This is a genomic window from Vibrio azureus (assembly GCF_002849855.1).
In the GTDB taxonomy this organism is placed as follows: domain Bacteria; phylum Pseudomonadota; class Gammaproteobacteria; order Enterobacterales; family Vibrionaceae; genus Vibrio; species Vibrio azureus.
Map to the genome: position 1 here is coordinate 87,903 of NZ_CP018618.1, position 17,922 is coordinate 105,824.

A 17,922-nucleotide genomic window follows, 5' to 3' on the forward strand; every position below is an offset into this window, starting at 1 on the left:
TGTAGTTAATGGAAATAAAAGTGAGAACAATTGGCGAACATGATTTAACAGATGAGATGAATGCTTTAATGGATGCAATTGAAGCAAAAGAAGATGTTAAAGGTTTTGCTTATGCAGGTTCAGGGAAAAGTACATTCCTAAGAGCTGTAGAAAAATATCAGAAAAATAAAATGGGTATTTACCTTTGCTATAACAAATCTCTTGAACGTGAAGCTAGAAGTTTGTTTGTTGGTACTCATGTTCACATATACACATCTCACTCTTATGCCTTATCAACGTTCTGTAAGGAAGTAAAAGCAGGCTTTTTAAGAAAAGTTAATTTGAAGCCTAACATGAAAATGGTACTAGACCATTCAGAGTTCAATTTAGACAATCCATTATTCAATGCATTAGACATGAAAAATAATTGGCGTGTATTAGTTGATATCTGTGATTGTTTTATTCAAACCGCATCTCTTGAGCTAACAGAGTTGCACGTTACTGAAAAAGCCAAAAAGTTAGTCACCAGTAAAGTTAACAGCAAGGCAATAAAGTCGAACCAAAATCAGGAAGCTTTATTGTATTTGGTCAATCATGCCAACTTACTTTTGAAATCAATGTTTGACACAAACAATGATTGCTATTGCTCTCATGATGGTTACGTTAAATATTGGCAACTTTCAAAACCAGTAATTAACTATGACTACGTCATGTTTGACGAAACACAAGACGCACCACCAGTTCTTGTTAATGTCATTATGTCGCAAAAGATTCAGAAGATATTTGTCGGTGACAAGTACCAAAATATCTATCAGTTCAAAGGCGGCGTTAATGCGATGACTGTGGTTCCGTGTGAGTCATTTCCCTTATCTATTTCATTTCGATATGGGCAAGATTTAGCAGATTTAGCCAGCAAGATATTAAAACACTACGATACCAGCGTAAAAATCACGGGTCGAGGGTTTGATACGGAGATTATAAAAGGCTCCGACTATGATGACTCTGACAATATGCTGTACATTGCTCACACCAATATTCACTTATTGGATATCCTGATTGATTGCTATAAATCAAAAATTCCGACTGTGTTTGTTACGGACAACAAAGCCAGCTTTACATTAGTGAAAGCAGAGTCAATTTTGAACATTTCACAGAATGGTGAAGGTATAGGCTTTTATAAGAAGTACGACAACATTGACAAGCTAATTGCCGAGCAACGCGATTTGGAAACAAAGGTAATTATCGATTGGTTTAAAGAGGACCGTGATAAGTTCATGGATCTAATAATGGCATTAAGGTGGACGCTCGATATTATTCCTGACAAAGCGTTTGTGAAATTATGCACCGCACATGGAAGTAAAGGTTTGGAATCTGATGTAGTGATGCTGGCTGATGACTTTAGTGCCGTTGAAGCAGCGTTCGGTGATGGACAGCCACTTGCTGAAGATGAATTGAATCTGATTTATGTTGCTGTGACTAGGGCGAAGAAGAAACTCATTTTGGCTGATAAGCTTTACGATGCTTTGAATAAGAACCTGGCATTCACACTCAAGCGCCATAAACCCGCGAAGTGTATGTCTGACAACCTCATTCCTGAGTCTTACCAAGTGAAGGGCAAAAAAGCCAAATCAAAACCTAAGCAGCCAGTCAAACCAACACTGTCAGCAGAAAGTAACCTCGCTGCAGAAACCCATAGCGTTCAACCGGAACTGTCGAAGTCAAACAACGCACATTCTAACAAGCCAGCTTCAGATAACATCAGTCAGGCTAAGAGCACGAAGTCTGATGAAAAGCCCTCTCCTTTGGTCAGCTCATCAAACCGTGCGCCGAACAATGAAATATCTATCGTGGTAGGACAATCAAAGGAAACTGGTGAAGACATGCTTTGGTGTCCAACGGATACCAGTTTGTACTTAAACCCTAACCTTGCTGTCGCCGGCACTATGGGAACCGGTAAGACGCAGACTGTGAAAAGTATCGTCACACAGCTTCGAAGACAAAAAGAGTTCAACACAGATGGTGAGTCACTTGGCATCCTCATCTTTGATTACAAGTCAGACTACGTTGATTATGACTTCGTTAACGCAACTGGTGCAACCGTGTTAGAGGCGAACAATCTACCGATTAACCCATTTGCTTTACACTCAGACCACCGCTTAGCGTTAATGAACAATGCGAAGGTTTTCATCTCCACATTGAGCAAAGTTTTTCGTTTGGGAGTAAAGCAGGAGCAAATGCTAAAGAACTGCATCCTCGCTGCCTATGAGAACAAAAACATAGACAATGGTGATGTCAGTACATACAGCAATACTCCACCGACTCTGAGGGACGTTATCGCTGTTTATAATGGTCAGCGCAAGGTTCCACAAGATTCGCTGACTTCTGCGCTTTCTGACTTGTATGATTTCGAGATATTTGAGAACAACGGAAGGAAGTGTAAGACGCTCTATGACCTACTTGATGGAAATGTTGTAGTCGTAACATTGGGTGGCATTGATCCAAACTTGCAGAACCTCATCGTTGCCGTTTTGCTTGACCAGTTCTATACACAAATGCACCTTGCACCAAAGCCTAATCCATCAGGTCAGTACCGAGCTTTGAAAAAGTTAATCCTGGTAGACGAAGCAGACAACTTCATGAGCCAGGATTTCCCAAGCTTGCGAAAAATACTCAAAGAAGGTCGTGAGTTCGGCGTGGGGTGTCTGTTGTCCACTCAAGGACTTGACCACTTTCAGACTAACGAGAACAGCTATAGCGACTACATGACAGCATGGATAGCTCACCGCCTCAATAACCCAAAGAGCAAAGATGTTGAACAACTACTAAACACCAAGACGAAGCAGGATCTTGAGAGCCAATTAAACAGAGTTCGAGAACTAGAGAAGCATCACGCGCTTTTTGTGGATGGAAGGAAAAATGTGGAACATCAATGTTCTACAATGTTTTGGAAGTTAATTAAAAATTATTAGACTTGTCAACGAGGGGTATCCAATAAGGGGTGCTCCTTTTAACAACCTTTGACCGTCAACATCCTCAATCAAAATTGTCCAATATTTGTAGGCGCAATTTAGTAATGTCCGGTTTGAGCAATTTTAAAATGTCCTCTTATGCTTAATGAACACGCTGAGCTTTGAGGACCTCAACCGATGCTAATTCCCATGAATGATCGAGACATTAATCGTTTTAAAGTGCTGCAACTTCCTCGTTAATCGTGCTCATGAATGAGTATTCAAAGTGCCATATTCCGTTTTCCCCTCATTTGTTCATGGCTGCTTTTACACGCTTGACGGTTGAACGTCCTTTACCTGTAAATTCTGCTGTTTGGTTGATAGAGCGGCCACGTTCTAAACTGGTGACAATATCAGAGTGCTTTACCAGAAAGTCATCAGTGCTGACCGTAGTTCCTTTAGGACGACCAAACTTACCGCTCTCTCGTTGGGTTAGCTCGATGCCACGTTTAGAGGCTGCGAGGCGTTTTTCTTCATACTTCCAACGGCCTGTAACGACGAACCGCTCCGCTTTGTTGAAGGGTTCTAGATTGTTGGTCAGCTTTGTAAATTCCGCTTTCAATCGCTTCAATGATTTGTCATCAAGTAGCAGGTATTCTGTGTGCAAACCCACCTTCGCTACTTGGTTGTGATAGCGATGAAAGACATACTGTTCAACATGGCCACAATTGGCAACAACACGCAAAATCTTACTTTTTACCACACTTTGATCTGTTGCTTTTTCAAGATCCTGGACGGTTTCTTTAAGGCGCTGCTCTGGTTGTCTCGATGTCCGACCTACCTTATGAATGATTGAACCATCCCCCAATTGATATTCAAATAAATACAGTGAGGCGGTGAGTATCGATTGTTGACGATGCGATTCAATCTCTAACCAAGCACGATGTTGTTGACCTTGCTCGATAGCATGACGTAAGTCCTGTATACGTTGCTGTAAATGGTCGCGCATCCACTTACTGAATCTTTCCATTGTTAAACTACCGAGTATGACTTTTGCAGTCTCGGTAAATAGTACGTTATCGGTCCAAACATCATGTTCTAACAGTTCATGATGAAGCGAGTGCGGCAGGTGAGAGGCATTTAACTTGAAGACGTTCGGTGATTTACTTTCCGCGTCATAACCTTGCTTCAATGTTTCAACAACCTTCAATGGATAATTGAGGTGAAAGTGATGCCAAGCCGGTATCTGAGGAATTTCATTGAGTGACTCATGACACGTTTCGCCATCATGACGAAAGTGTGCTGATTTTTTAGCGCCTTTCACAGCAATCAAGGGACAAGAGCAAAAAGGGCAGATTAATGGAGTCCTACCTGATTGCTGTGCATCAATGTGAAAGAAGTTCCCTTGGATATTCTTTCCAAAGCTTAAATAAACTGGCATAACAAACCATACTTTTTTGAACCCATGTAATTATAATTCTAGGTGGGTCCAAAAAAGTATGCAAGTTGAGGCTTTACGTTGGGGCTTGCTAAAATTTTGGGCACACCATCATTTCAGCTATCAAATCAGTAAAAACGCAATCACTGTCTGTGCTAATTTAGTTCGATATTAGATGTAAAGACACCGCACTTTCATTTGGGTGATAACAATCTTAGTCATATTAAAGTACATGAAGAAAACAACACTATGGATTGCTTTAGGCGTCATCATTGTTGCGGCTACCGGTGTAGGTGGTTGGGTGCAGTTTCACAGTCAGCCTAAAGAACTTACTGCATTCGAAAAAAGGCTTGATTTAAAAGTTTACCTTGAAGAATTTACTGATTGGGGCTCAAACGGTAAAAAAGTAGATAAAGTAGAATGGAGTATTGTTACTCACTTTCCAGAAAAAGCCATTATGGAACAGTGGGATAGAGTATATACTCAGCCGCAATTAATGTTCACATACAGTAAAGACTCGACCTTATTTACCATGAACATCGATGGCACTGATATACGCAAAGTTGTGGGCCGAGAAGAGTTAGGTGACCGCTTAATTTATCCTGGTTCCGCTGAGCGTACTCCTGATGGTCGTTACTTAAAAATGAGTTACTTTGGTAATGCCAGTACAGATTGTATGGTGTTTGATTTAAAAGAACGCCGATTGCTCCAAACTACCGATCACTGCGGTTACGCTCAATTCAGTCAAGATAGCAAATATTATTATTTCCGTGGCAAAGCCTTTGTCGGGGTGAGTCGCTTAGAGCTGAGCACTGGCAAGGTTGAAGATTTAACACCGGCTACACTCCAATTTGAAAAGGGCGGTTTTACTTACCGAGCACTTCACACAAGTTCATTTGCCATCAATGAAGCGTTGGACCGACTAACCTGGACCGCTACACGCAGAAATCTGGATGGAAATGGTTATAAAATACTAGGCCATGATCAAATTTTATACCGCCTTTCAGATATGTCTCTGATTGGGTTACAAGATTTGTGGTCGCCACATTGTGAGCGTGGCTTTAGGCCAGGCCCCGCTTACCGTTATTTTGTGTGTATTGAAGACAAACACAATTATGCTTATGCCTTCAGTGATCCAAGCACTCTAATCGAAGAGGCGCCAGAAGGTATCGTGTTGCAACCAGGCAAATGGTATATGGAAGCGCAAGGCGATTATATCTATCGTATCCGTCAGCAAGGAGACCCAGGGAAATACAAAAGTATGATGTATTACTATGAGCATGAAGATAGTGATGGCAGTTTTGAGCAGTACCGAAAGATGACCTTATTTATCCCTCAAGCGCTTGCTAAAAACTTTGAAAATATGGACTTGGATGCCTTATTTCCTCGTATTCCGACTCAAGCGGATTATGAAGAATCATACAAACGTCAGCTTGCAAAGCTTAAAGGTTGAAGACCTAAGGTTAGTTAATGGGTAAGCAGCACAACCTAGGTTACGTTGTAACTTAGGTTAAAATCACTTTGCTTAATCATGCCTGAAAGAGGGGCGCTCAATAACTCCATTTAACATAATCTTATTAATACGCACCAAGGGTGTAGGCACAATTTAGTAATGTCCTGTTTAGGCTGTGACAATACTCATCAAGACATAGGTCAATGTTTAGATACACAGGCTCTGGAAACATTATTAACCAGAGAATAAAAATGAGGTGCTCATAAGAACACCCCAGATATAACTTTACTTGTTGCAACAGACCGATTTAGAGTGGAATAAAACCTAATTCGATGTCATACAACCAGGGGGCCGGTGTTTGCCCATCAAAATAAGTGAGCCTTTGTGAGGATGTTAATTTGCTCTTAATTTCTTCTGGGTAGTTGATGCAACAACAAGGTTCAGGCTCGTCAATCCCGATCATATCCCTCTCATAGAAAACCATCGTTTCAATAAACTCATCTAAATTTGAACCCAAAAAGCATAGTTCTCCATCTAAATAATAAAAATCCCCTTGTTTATCTATGTATAGGTATCCTCCAAATTCAGACAGCGAGCCAATTGGGCACAAATCTAACGGGAGTTTATAATCCTCAATCATTTCCTGAACATCTCTTTTTGAGCAATCAAAATTCCTACTCGTTAGACGTAAAGTCCTCTTCTGACCAGTCTTACTAATTAGAGTGAGTCCATATATATTTCTTAATATGCTTTTGACATTATCATTGATTGAATACGCTGCATATTCTTCAGGTAATTCAACCATACGTTCACTACTCCAACCCATGGAGGTGAGATATTCTTTAGTTTTTTGTTGCATTATTTATTACACTGTAAAGTGGTTCAGTTTTATTTTGGTTAAGTTGTGATGAGCCGAATTCCTCAATGAACTCTTCTATATCTTTGGAATTTACGCATGAAAAGAGGTGCTCAGACACACCGAACTCCACGATGGAAAATGCTAAGAGGCCTCTGGGGTACGAAATTCTTCCACTTCAACAACATTGACGATTTTTTCAAGTTGCTGAAACAATCTATATTTAACTTCTTCATTGATAGCAAAGTCTATGGAGTAAAAATTACGGTTTCTTCTAAATAATTGGGGCCGTTCTTCTTCCATAACAATATTCGGCGAAAATCGCAGTTCTTTTAAGTTATGTTTATACCTAACCGCTGAAACAGGATAGACCTCGTATTGTATATCTGAATTAAAAGGGCAAACTTGGACACTAGGGACATTTTTTACTTTATACATCTTAAACGCGGCCAATATACCTGCTCCAGCACCAGCTAAAATAAGGGGGCCCGCTATAATTGTACCAACCACAGCGATAGCTATGCCTAAGTAACCCGAATAGCGTAAGCTTTTGCAGTAAAAATCTGGTAGTAAGGACGTTTCAGTTACAATAAATCCTTTTTCATTCAAAGTAACTTTTTGTTCTGTTTTAGGGTTATCAGCGTAGTAGCTTTGCATACATGCGATACTTATAATGAATATAGCGGAGAGCATATAAAAGACATCAATGACCAAAGGGTCATATATAGCAAACCAAACCACGATACTAGATAAGAAGAACCAAATAACAATCGCAGCATATCTATTAGGCTTTTCTTTTATTAAGGTAAACTCATATAATGGACTAGAGTCAAAGGCCTCTTGCTTTTTTTGGGTCATATATTCGTCGGTAAGAATTGGGAGATTATCCAGTGGCATATACATAGCCAATTACCTTATTAGTAAGTTATGTAAAGATTATACCGAAAGCACTCACCACTTTCGGCATATGTGGTTATAGTGTTTTTTATTATCTGGTACTTTAGGTACTGTGACCTCAATAATAGGATTATATTCCTTTATTGAAGTGTCCGGTTTGATTAAAGCAGAACAAAGGCAGTTAAAAGGATATTTATGAGCCACATTCTATAATAGACCTTCTGACTTTAGACAATTTAAGCTTTCTTTGGATAGTGATTTTTTAAGATAATTAAGAAAGTTATCATCATCAACATCATTTGAGAATATATAAACCTTCTTTCCATCTTTTCTAAACTCCATATCGAGCTCTTTAATCATAGAATTTATCTCTGATAAATAGTCTTCTCTATACTTGTTATCTATAGAAAAGAATTTGAAATTATGGAAACCTTCTATTTCAAAATGCTCATATTCAGTTGTATTCCAAACGTAATGCCTTGCATTCTCATTATGTTCAGATTTCCACCTCTTAACTTCTTCTTCTGAAGATATTCCGATTAGGACTTCAGGATTTTCCTTTTCATCAAATACTAAAGTAAAACCAATGGAGTAGGGTCTTATAAAATTATCGTTTATGTACTTATCTATATTGTTTTTTAAGATATTTGCTAGCATTTTATACCCTTCTAATTTGTTAATTTTTTCACTGAGTAAGCCAGTTGTTAAGCACATTTTTGTTTATCTTCAAGATCACTGATGTGGCTATGTCAGACTTGGCCATAACGCATTGCTCAGTGATAATTCATAGTTAAAGTCTGGCGGTTCGTGAGGTTTTTGCAACAAGCCCAGAATACCTCAATGAGCACGGCAAACTGGTCGCATTTTAGACTTAGGCAGCAAACCCATTCAGATCGAGTACTTGAAAGTGGAAAGGAAAGCAGTAATAAACACGTTAAGTATTAAGATCAAAGTAGTAACTAAATGAGTAAAAACTCTAAATAAAGTAACTAAAAAATTTTTTCGATTACTGTCATTTTTCATTTTTTGAGCAAGAAACGAACAGAAAAAACTAACCAACAACCAAAGCCACGTTTGTGGCATAAATTCCAGACTGCCATAATGAACGGTATCCCCCCCGTATGAAATCATTAAAAATACATAAAAAATATGTAGCACAACAATAGACATAGATAACGGCAAATTTGAAACCCCAGTGAGTACGGTACCACTGGTTGTGGTTTTACATCCTTTGGTGATGACAGAACGGCTCATTTCAAGGCCTCCTCTAATGTGTTCACCGTGTACTTCTTTGCTGAGTAATACACTTTCTCAACTTTTTCCCACGGAATAGGCTCAGCTTTGGCGCCGAGTTCATTCGCTCTCAAATGGAAGCCATTATCATCACCGTAATAAGCGCGAGGCTTTTCTCGTTTTTTACTCTTTGGCTCAAGCTCACCGACATACGTAAAAATTCGACACCCATATAACCAAACCTTGGCTCGCCCATCGGGTAATAACCCAAACGCAAAAGTCGTCTGATAACAATCTTGATCCCACCCCATTGGTTCTGGATGAGGTTGCAGCATAACGGTTTTCATTTCATCGGTAACATTAAGTACAGTCTGATAAATTGCATAATCATACGCTTCCCATTCAATAGAAACTTGATCTGGAAGGATTTTACTTCCAAGATCCATTTGAGAAGTCGTTCCTGAGATGGCTAAAGCGACACCATAACCATCATACGCTTGCCAACCTAAAGCGCGCCGAATGTCACTCATTGAATACATATAAAATGAATAGCTAGGCCTGAGAAGAGGGAATACTTTATCGTATTTTTTGTTATAACCCTGAACATAAAAAGCACTTGTTGAATAGAGGTAAGGGTGATAGATACGGACACTCCAAGGCTTAAAATCTTTAGGAAAGTGCGTTGAAGATGTGCATGTCGCCATAAAGCTCACGGTGCATATTAAAATCAGAATCTTAGTGATTTTTTGTAACGGCATAATCAACCCTTGCGTATTGGTGTTTATTAAGCTCTTTGGCTGTATTTTCTCGCTGCTTTTTTTGTTCATCTGAAGAGTCAGGGGCCATAGGCTCTAATGCTAACAAACTACGAGCCGTGTCAGATGAGTGATGTATAAGGGCTTGTTGCAAACACCTCGAATAAAGGCCAGTTTGATTTTTGGTTACGTCGTGACGAGCCAGAGCTGAGGGTGCAGGAGAGATCCGCCTTCCTCAATGAACTCTTCAATATCTTTGGAATTTACGCATGAAAAGAGGCACCCATATGAGTACCTCAGACACATCTTCAATTTTTGCAACAAGCCCCTGTAGGCCACTACATCCAAATTAAATTTGATGTGGACACGTAATATCCTACACATTCAGGCATTACCACATAATAATGTGGCAACCCCCAAAAACGTATTAATTTCGTTTAATTTTCACACTATCATCAAACGCCCCCTGCCCAATGGTGGGCACTGAATCAGGAATCGTCACGCTGGTAAGATTGTTGTCTCTAAACGCCAACCACCCAATGGTGGTCACTGAATCAGGAATCGTCACGCTGGTAAGATTGTTGTTTGCAAACGCCCCCTGCCCAATGGTGGTCACTGAATCAGGAATCGTCACGCTGGTGAGCTTGTTGCTATAAAACGCATACTCCCCAATGGTGGTCACTGAATCAGGAATAGTCACGCTGGTAAGATTGTTGTATCTAAACGCCACCCCCCCAATGGTGGTCACTGAATCAGGAATGGTCACACTGGTGAGATTGTTGTTTGCAAACGCCTCCTTCCCAATGGTAGTGACTGAATCAGGAAAGGTCACGCTGGTAAGATTGTTGTTTGCAAACGCCCCATCCCCAATGGTGGTCACCGAACTAGGAATGGTCACGCTGGTGAGATTGTTGTTTGCAAACGCCCCCTGCCCAATGGTGGTCACTGAATCAGGAATGGTCACGCTGGTGAGATTGTTGTCACCAAACGCCTTCTTCCCAATGGTGGTCACTGAATCAGGAATAGTCACGCTGGTGAGATTGTTGTCACCAAACGCCTTCTTCCCAATGGTGGTCACTGAATCAGAAATAGTCACGCTGGTAAGATTGTTGTTTGCAAACGCCCCCTGCCCAATGGTGGTCACTGAATCAGGAATCGTCACGCTGGTGAGCTTGTTGCTATAAAACGCATACTCCCCAATGGTGGTCACTGAATCAGGAATCGTCACGCTGGTGAGCTTGTTGCTATAAAACGCCTGCTGCCCAATGGTAGTGACTGAATCAGGAAAGGTCATGCTGGTAAGATTGTTGTTTGTAAACGCCCCATCCCCAATGGTGGTCACTGAATCAGGAATCGTCACGCTGGTGAGCTTGTTTTCTGCAAACGCCCCCTCCCCAATGGTGGTCACTGAATCAGGAATCGTCACGCTGGTAAGATTGTTGTCACCAAACGCCCACTCCCAAGTGGTGGTCACTGAATCAGGAATCGTCACACTGGTGAGCGAGTTGTGTCCAAACGCCCCCTGCCCAATGGTGGTCACTGAATCAGGAATCGTCATACTAGTGAGCTTGTTGTTATAAAACGCATACTCCCCAATGGTGGTCACCGAATCAGGAATCGTCACACTAGTGAGCTTGTTGTTATAAAACGCATGCTCCCCAATGGTGGTCACCGAATCAGGAATAGTCACGCTGGTAAGATTGTTGCTTCCAAACGCATACTCCCCAATGGTGGTCACCGAATCAGGAATCGTCACGCTGGTAAGATTGTTTTCTTCAAACGCATTCTTCCCAATGGTGGTCACTGAATCAGGAATAGTCACGCTGGTAAGATTGTTGTTTCCAAACGCCGACTCCCCAATGGTGGTCATCGAATCAGGGATGGTCACGCTGGTGAGATTCTTGCCATAAAACACCCAATCCCCTATTTCTTTAACTGTTACACCATCCAATACTTTAGGAATAATAATACTAGGATACGATGCAGAATATCGATTTATCATCCCCGTTTTTTTATCAAAGTCTACCATCGCCAAAGTTAGCACCATTGACTTCGTACTTCCTTCTGGAGTTTTGGAGGTGGGATTAACACTTATCCGGCCATCTTCTACAATTTTTTCCGCGTACGAGTAGTGACTCCCCACGGCCACCACAATAGAGGCTAAAAGCACTATAGGAACTTTACTTTTTATCATTTTAAGACCTCAAAAAAACCATTACTCACTTTAAACACTCACAAATTTGCGACAGAACCCATGTTTCCCAGTACATAGAAGTACGACTAGGAAAGGGAAAGCTACAGCCAGGGGGGCAGACATACCAACCTCATTGAACTTAGTTTTTTAGGTATGTTACTAAAGTTTATAAATTTATAGTGTTCAAAAGGCTAGGCAAAACGTGCTTTCTATAGGCAGAATGTCTGTTACATCGGGCTTGTTGCAAAAACCTCACAACCCGCCAGACTTTAACTATGAATCATCACTGAGCAATGCGTTATGGCCAAGTCTGAATTCAAATGGCGGCATTTCACCCCTGAACTGATCTTATGGTGTGTGCGGTGGTATGGAACTACCGTAATGAGCTACGCAAACCTCAGTGATATGCTGGCCGAACGCGGTGTATTCGTGAATCGCTCCACGATTTATCGTTGGTTTATCCACTATGGACCTATCCTACATAAGAAGTTAAGCCGTTATCAATTCACTCGCATCGATTCTTCCTGGCAGCTTGATGAAACCTACGTCAGGGTGAAAGGCAAATGGCATTACCTCTATCGAGCCATCAATAAACGTGGGGAAACGGTGGATTTCTTCTTCTCTCATAAGCGTAATAAAGAGGCCGCTTATCAATTTCTCAAACGCTGCTTACGTCGCTACAAAACTTCCTTTCATCCCAACGCATTGAATACTGACAAACATTCGTCTTATGGGAACGCCATTGATCGTCTCAAGCATGAAGGCCGCTTACGGCAAGATGTAGAACATCGACAAGTGAAATATCTCAACAATGGCATTGAATCTGACCACGCTCCCATCAAAAAGCTTATCGAAGCTACCGGCGGCTTCAAGGTTCGAAAGCGGGCTTGGTCAACGATTCAAGGTTTTGAGGGGGTAAGGATGTTGAATAAAGGCCAGTTTGATTTTTGGTTACGTCGTGACGAGCCAAAGCTGAGGGTGCAGGAGAGATCCGCCTTCCTTAATGAACTCTTCAATATCTTCGGAATCTACGCATGAAAAGAGGCACCCAGATAGGTACCTCAGATACATCTTCAATTTTTGCAACAAGCTCGTATCTGTGTTAATACTTGAAAATCAATGAGTCGATTTAAAGACGCTTACATTCCATTTAATTTTCACACTATCATCAAACACCTCCCCAATGGTGGTCACCGAATCGGGAATGGTCACGCTGGTGAGATTGTTTTCTGCAAACGCCATATACTCAATGGTGGTCACCGAATCAGGAATAGTCACGCTGGTGAGCTTGTTTTCTTCAAACGCCCGCTTCCCAATGGTGGTCACCGAATCGGGAATGGCCACGCTGGTGAGTTCGTTTCCTGCAAACGCATACTCCCCAATGGTGGTCACTGAATCAGGAATGGTCACACTGGTGAGATTGTTGTAAGCAAACGCCCCATACCCAATGGTGGTCACTGAATCGGGAATGGTTACCTCCTTTGTTCTTCCACCATAGGAAAGGACAACCTTCTTGTTTTCAGTACCATCCTCATTACGAGCAAAAATAAAGCCATCTGAAGGCGCATTGTTGATAGTAGAGAGGGCATTATTATTAAATGCCCAGTTCCCAATGGTGGTGACTGAATCAGGAAGGGTCACGCTGGTGAGATTGTTGCTCGAAAACGCCCCCTCCCCAATAGTGGTCACTGAATCGGGAATGGTTACCTCCTTTGTTGCTCCACCATAGGAAATAACAACCTTCTTGTTTTCGGTGCCATCCTCATTGCGAGCAAAAATAAAGCCATCTGAAGGCGCATTGTTGATAGTAGAAAGAGCATTACCATTAAACGCACGCTTCCCAATGGCGGTCACTGAATCAGGAAGGGTCACGCTGGTAAGATTGTTGTTTGCAAACGCCTCCTGCCCAATGGTAGTCACCGAACTAGGAATGGTCACGCTGGTGAGATTGTTTTCTGCAAACGCATCCTCCCCAATGGTGGTTACTGAATCAGGAATGGTAACGCTGGTAAGATTGTTGCCTCCAAACGCCCACTCCCCAATGGTGGTCACTGAATCAGGAAGGGTCACGCTGGTAAGATTGTTGTGGTCAAACGCAAACTCCCCAATGATGGTCACTGAATCAGGAATGGTCACACTGGTGAGATTGTTTTCTGCAAACGCCATATACCCAATGGTGGTCACTGAATCAGGAAGGGTCACGCTGGTAAGATTGTTGTTTGTAAACGCATACTTCCCAATTGTGGTCACCGAACTAGGAATAGTCACGCTGGTAAGATTGTTGTTTGCAAACGCCCCCACCCCAATGGTGGTCACTGAATCAGGAAGGGTTACGCTGGTGAGCTTGTTGCCTCCAAACGCCCACTTCCCAATAGTGGTCACTGAATCAGGAATCGTCACGCTGGTAAGATTGTTGTCACCAAACGCCCCCTCCCCAATGGTGGTCACTGAATCAGGAATCGTCACGCTGGTAAGATTGTTGTTTCTAAACGCCCACTCCCCAATGGTGGTCACTGAATCAGGAATGGTCACACTGGTGAGCTTGTTGCTATAAAACGCCCCCTTCCTGATGGTGGTCACTGAATCGGGAAGGGTTACGCTGGTGAGATTGTTGCCTCCAAACGCCCACTCCCCAATGGTGGTCACCGAACCAGGAATGGTTACGCTGGTGAGATTGTTGTGGTCAAACGCCAACTCCCCAATGGTGGTCACTGAATCAGGAATAGTTACGCTGGTGAGTTCGTTGAATGCAAACGCCCCCTCCCCAATGGTGGTCACCGAATCAGGAATCGTCACGCTGGTGAGATTGTTGCTATAAAACGCCTCCCCCTCAATGGTGGTCACCGAATCGGGAATAGTCACGCTGGTGAGATTGTTGTCACCAAACGCCTTCTTCCCAATGGTGGTCACCGAATCAGGGATGGTCACGCTGGTGAGATTGTTGCCATAAAACGCCAACTTCCCTATTTCTTTAACTGTTACACCATCCAATACTTTAGGAATAATAATACTAGGATACGATGCAGAATATCGATTTATCATCCCCGTTTTTTTATCAAAGTCCACCATCGCCAAAGTTAGCACCATTGACTTCGTACTTCTTTCTGGAGTTTTGGGGGTGGGATTAACACTTATCTGGCCATCTTCTACAATTTTTGCCGCGTACGAGTAGTTACTCCCCACGGCCACCACAATAGAGGCTAAAAGCACTATAGGAACTTTACTTTTTATCATTTTAAGACCTCAAAAAAACCATTACTCACTTTAAACACTCACAAATTTGCGACAGAACCCATGTTTCCAAGTACATAGAAGTACGACTAGGAAAGGGAAAGCTACAGCCAGGGGGGGGGCAGACATACCAACCTCATTGAACTTAGTTTTTTAGGTATGTTACTAAAGTTTATAAATTTATAGTGTTCAAAAGGCTAGGCAAAACGTGCTTTCTATAGGCAGAATGTCTGTTACATCGGGCTTATTGCAAAAACCTCACAACCCGCTGGACTTATCTTATGGTGTGTGCGGTGCTATGGCAGCGGGTTTGGTCAACGATTCAAGGTTTTGAGGGGATAAGGATGTTGAATAAAGGCCAGTTTGATTTTTGGTTACGTCGTGACGAGCCGAAGCTGAGGGTGCAGGAGAGATCCGCCTTCCTTAATGAACTCTTCAATATCTTTGGAATTGACGCATGAAAAGAGGTGCTCAGATAAGCACCTCATACACATCTTCAATTTTTGCAACAAACCCAATCGAATCGATTCAGTAATTTGATATCGCAATTAAGGGTGACTTGACCACTATCGTAAACATATTTCCCATTTTTATCGTACTCAATCAGATTTGCACTTAACACTTCGCCGTTCACTATATAAGAAGTTATTTTGTAACGGCCGTCGACATACATTGATAGCCTCCCTGTTTCGCCGGAGCTGCCTTTTGATGGTACTCTGTGTGATGTCCGGCGGAACTTTGTTAAACAAGCAAACATGTCGCCTAAACGCCCTTCAGGCTCAACACCAAACATCGCTGTACTTTTAGCGATTTTATATGTCGACTGTTCACTAAAATTGACGACGTTTTTAAAAAGTGCCTGTCTATTATGTATGTACACAGACATCCAAACCCAAATAATAAATAATGTAACAATTATTCCAATTAGCAAGATATCGTTCTTTTTCATGTTATCTCAGCTCCTTTTCATCCATTCCAAGATTTTCTTTCGGCTTGTCTTTTAGGCTAAAGAACGTTCCCGTACCAAAGCTAGCCTGGAGCGCAGGGTCTTTAGAGGGGCTTGTTGCAACAACCTTGAACAAAGGCCAGTTTGATTTTTGATTGCGTCGTGATGAACCGAAGCTGAGGATGCAGGAGAGATCCGCCTTCCTCAATGAACTCTTCAATATCTTTGGAATTTATGCATAAAAAGAGGCACCCAGATGGGTACCTCAGAAACATCTTCAATTTTTGCAACAAGCCCAATAATACCAGAATATCCAAATGTTTGCGACAAAACCGTATTTTGCCTCTGTTAAACAGCTTGTTATATTACAATTGCTGGTAACTAGTTAACGATTTTCCAAAAAAAGAATGCTTAGACTCAATTATATATTTTTTACCGTTTATGACGCTTTTAGCGTTTTCTGTTGGGAATTTTAAAGCTAAGCGTTCACCATTTTGAGTTTTTGTTATCAAATCACAGACCTGAATAGTGGCAGTATGATGAGGACATTGAACACTGATAGCTACAACTTTTATTTTTTTATAGTCTGAATGTGCATCTATATGTTCATGAATAATAGAAGATAAACCGTACAGGAACACGATTCCCAAAGTACCCCACAAAGCTAAACCAATAAAGAAATCTGATAAATATTCACGCCAATAAGACCATTTCCCTTCATTTTTACCATGAGAAATATCATTAATACTCATTGTGCTTGGATAAGAATTTGCAATCTCGATCTTAATTTTTTCTCTTTCTGCGAAGATCTTATTAATCTCGGAATTTTTCTTGATTAGTAGGTATATGCAAGGACATAGAATAGAGACAACAAGAAGAGAACTAAAATAGGTATGATTAATTTCAAATGATAAATTAAAAGCATTAATCGCGCTGATTACTACATATAGAGAAACAGCAGATGCTATTGAATTTTTAAAACGCTCCATTAGATTAACTACCCCCTGCCTTTGTAATATAACGCCGTGTTATGTAGTGAACCACGCTAACACCTACCCTAAACGGTATTGGTACAAAACTTGATTTATTTAACATTGTTCACCTTTGTTTTAATTATAGGAAGAGTCGAGGTGTTGGGTAAATATCATTTACTATCAGTATAATGCTCAACATGGGCTTGTTGCAACAGCCTCGTTTTTTTAACAAGCTAATTTCATCACATCAGTAACGGAATTGTTATTAATGGTTATCAGTAAGAAATAAATTCTATAATTTTACTCCACCACTCTTTTTTATTAATAGTTATTGTGTAATCACATTCTTCGAGTTGAAAGTAAAGATATTTATCATGTTCAGGTGGAAAACCGACATAAAATTCTTCATATTCTCTAATAGGGCTTGTTGCGACAAGCCCAATAAATTCATAAACCTCTTAATATTGCATCACAATAGATATCACCAATGGGACAAGTTAATAGAGTATCAGCACTTGACAGATGATTAACTACAATGTTCTCCTTGTTAATATTGTTTACCAGATTTACTTGAACTTGATTAGTTAGAATAATTAATGATGTAATAAATAATTTTTTAATTAACATTTTAAGATTTTCCCTCACATATCCAGCATAACGCCAAATCAAATCCTTCAGGCGTGATATTCACATACCAGTCCAGCTCTTCTTTCCTGCGCATAATTAGGCCGCGTTCCTCTAGGGTTCGACAAGAGACTCGAAAATTGTTGGGATGGACCGTCTTCCCCATCATTCGATTCACTGCATGATTCAGGAACGTTGATTTTACTTCCTTGGTACCTTTTACGAATGCATGCGCCAACCTCAACAAAATTTCTTTTTGTATTTGACTTATCCTCTGATTTGACACGTCGACCTCTTAATCATTGCAACAATGATTAGTAGATTTAACCCTATGTCATTAGGGTATACCCTAAGACCAGTATTCTTTTGTGGCACAAAAACCATTAATGTCATA

General features: G+C 41.1%; 15 protein-coding genes and 2 pseudogenes. 5 read left to right on the forward strand and 12 right to left on the reverse strand.

Annotated features, from left to right (window positions below; translation table 11 throughout):
• Positions 1-8: 8 nt before the first annotated feature.
• On the forward strand, positions 9-2,948 hold the full coding sequence (locus BS333_RS21225) for a helicase HerA domain-containing protein (RefSeq protein ID WP_021709001.1): 2,940 nt from the start codon (positions 9-11) through the stop codon (positions 2,946-2,948).
• A 286-nt stretch (positions 2,949-3,234) separates the two neighbouring features.
• Here the strand turns inward: BS333_RS21225 and BS333_RS21230 are convergent, their stop codons facing one another.
• Positions 3,235-4,368, reverse strand: coding sequence for a GIY-YIG nuclease family protein (locus BS333_RS21230; RefSeq protein ID WP_021709000.1), 1,134 nt, complete (start codon positions 4,366-4,368; stop codon positions 3,235-3,237).
• Between the two features lie 229 nt (positions 4,369-4,597).
• On the opposite strand from BS333_RS21230, the gene BS333_RS21235 reads away from it, so the two are divergent.
• A complete protein-coding gene (locus BS333_RS21235; protein ID WP_021708999.1) occupies positions 4,598-5,818 on the forward strand; it encodes a TolB-like translocation protein in 1,221 nt (406 codons plus the stop codon).
• 307 nt (positions 5,819-6,125) lie between these two features.
• On the opposite strand, the gene BS333_RS21240 is transcribed toward BS333_RS21235, so the two are convergent.
• From BS333_RS21240 to BS333_RS21260, 5 genes are all read right to left on the reverse strand, one after another.
• Positions 6,126-6,677: an SUKH-3 domain-containing protein gene (locus BS333_RS21240; protein ID WP_033003506.1), complete on the reverse strand. Its 552-nt coding sequence runs from the start codon at positions 6,675-6,677 to the stop codon at positions 6,126-6,128.
• A gap of 141 nt (positions 6,678-6,818) precedes the next feature.
• Entirely contained in the window at positions 6,819-7,577 is a 759-nt protein-coding gene (locus BS333_RS21245) for a hypothetical protein (RefSeq protein ID WP_021708997.1), read from the reverse strand.
• A 201-nt stretch (positions 7,578-7,778) separates the two neighbouring features.
• Entirely contained in the window at positions 7,779-8,285 is a 507-nt protein-coding gene (locus tag BS333_RS21250) for a hypothetical protein (RefSeq protein ID WP_021708996.1), read from the reverse strand.
• 174 nt (positions 8,286-8,459) lie between these two features.
• Positions 8,460-8,825, reverse strand: a complete 366-nt coding sequence (locus BS333_RS21255; protein WP_033003505.1) for a PAAR domain-containing protein — start codon at positions 8,823-8,825, stop codon at positions 8,460-8,462.
• Positions 8,822-9,562, reverse strand: coding sequence for a DUF2931 family protein (locus BS333_RS21260; protein ID WP_021708995.1), 741 nt, complete (start codon positions 9,560-9,562; stop codon positions 8,822-8,824). Before BS333_RS21260 ends, BS333_RS21255 begins: the two co-directional genes overlap by 4 nt.
• A gap of 159 nt (positions 9,563-9,721) precedes the next feature.
• Here BS333_RS21260 and BS333_RS21265 point away from each other — a divergent pair.
• Positions 9,722-9,832, forward strand: a pseudogene (locus tag BS333_RS21265) (IS6 family transposase); the annotation flags it as partial.
• A 154-nt stretch (positions 9,833-9,986) separates the two neighbouring features.
• Here BS333_RS21265 and BS333_RS21270 read toward each other — a convergent pair.
• Positions 9,987-11,753 (reverse strand): leucine-rich repeat domain-containing protein, encoded by a 1,767-nt coding sequence (locus BS333_RS21270; RefSeq protein ID WP_101903988.1) that lies wholly within the window; start codon positions 11,751-11,753, stop codon positions 9,987-9,989.
• 300 nt (positions 11,754-12,053) lie between these two features.
• On the opposite strand from BS333_RS21270, the gene BS333_RS21275 reads away from it, so the two are divergent.
• Positions 12,054-12,791, forward strand: coding sequence for an IS6 family transposase (locus tag BS333_RS21275; protein WP_101903989.1), 738 nt, complete (start codon positions 12,054-12,056; stop codon positions 12,789-12,791).
• A 78-nt stretch (positions 12,792-12,869) separates the two neighbouring features.
• Here the strand turns inward: BS333_RS21275 and BS333_RS21280 are convergent, their stop codons facing one another.
• Positions 12,870-14,987 carry a leucine-rich repeat domain-containing protein gene (locus tag BS333_RS21280; protein WP_101903962.1) on the reverse strand — a complete coding sequence of 706 codons (2,118 nt, stop codon included), beginning with the start codon at positions 14,985-14,987 and terminating at the stop codon, positions 12,870-12,872.
• 299 nt (positions 14,988-15,286) lie between these two features.
• On the opposite strand from BS333_RS21280, the pseudogene BS333_RS21285 reads away from it, so the two are divergent.
• Positions 15,287-15,445, forward strand: a pseudogene (locus BS333_RS21285) (IS6 family transposase); the annotation flags it as partial.
• Positions 15,446-15,480: 35 nt separating this feature from the next.
• Here BS333_RS21285 and BS333_RS21290 read toward each other — a convergent pair.
• From BS333_RS21290 to BS333_RS22425, 4 genes are all read right to left on the reverse strand, one after another.
• Positions 15,481-15,933: a hypothetical protein gene (locus BS333_RS21290; protein WP_021711792.1), complete on the reverse strand. Its 453-nt coding sequence runs from the start codon at positions 15,931-15,933 to the stop codon at positions 15,481-15,483.
• Positions 15,934-16,295: 362 nt separating this feature from the next.
• Complete coding sequence (locus BS333_RS21300) at positions 16,296-16,919, reverse strand: hypothetical protein (protein ID WP_021711793.1); 624 nt, start codon at positions 16,917-16,919, stop codon at positions 16,296-16,298.
• Between the two features lie 260 nt (positions 16,920-17,179).
• The gene (locus BS333_RS22690) at positions 17,180-17,347 is read right to left on the reverse strand and encodes a DUF6201 family protein (protein ID WP_369008072.1); all 168 of its coding nucleotides are present in this window, start codon (positions 17,345-17,347) and stop codon (positions 17,180-17,182) included.
• Between the two features lie 185 nt (positions 17,348-17,532).
• Positions 17,533-17,814 (reverse strand): hypothetical protein, encoded by a 282-nt coding sequence (locus BS333_RS22425; RefSeq protein ID WP_033004536.1) that lies wholly within the window; start codon positions 17,812-17,814, stop codon positions 17,533-17,535.
• Positions 17,815-17,922: the final 108 nt, after the last annotated feature.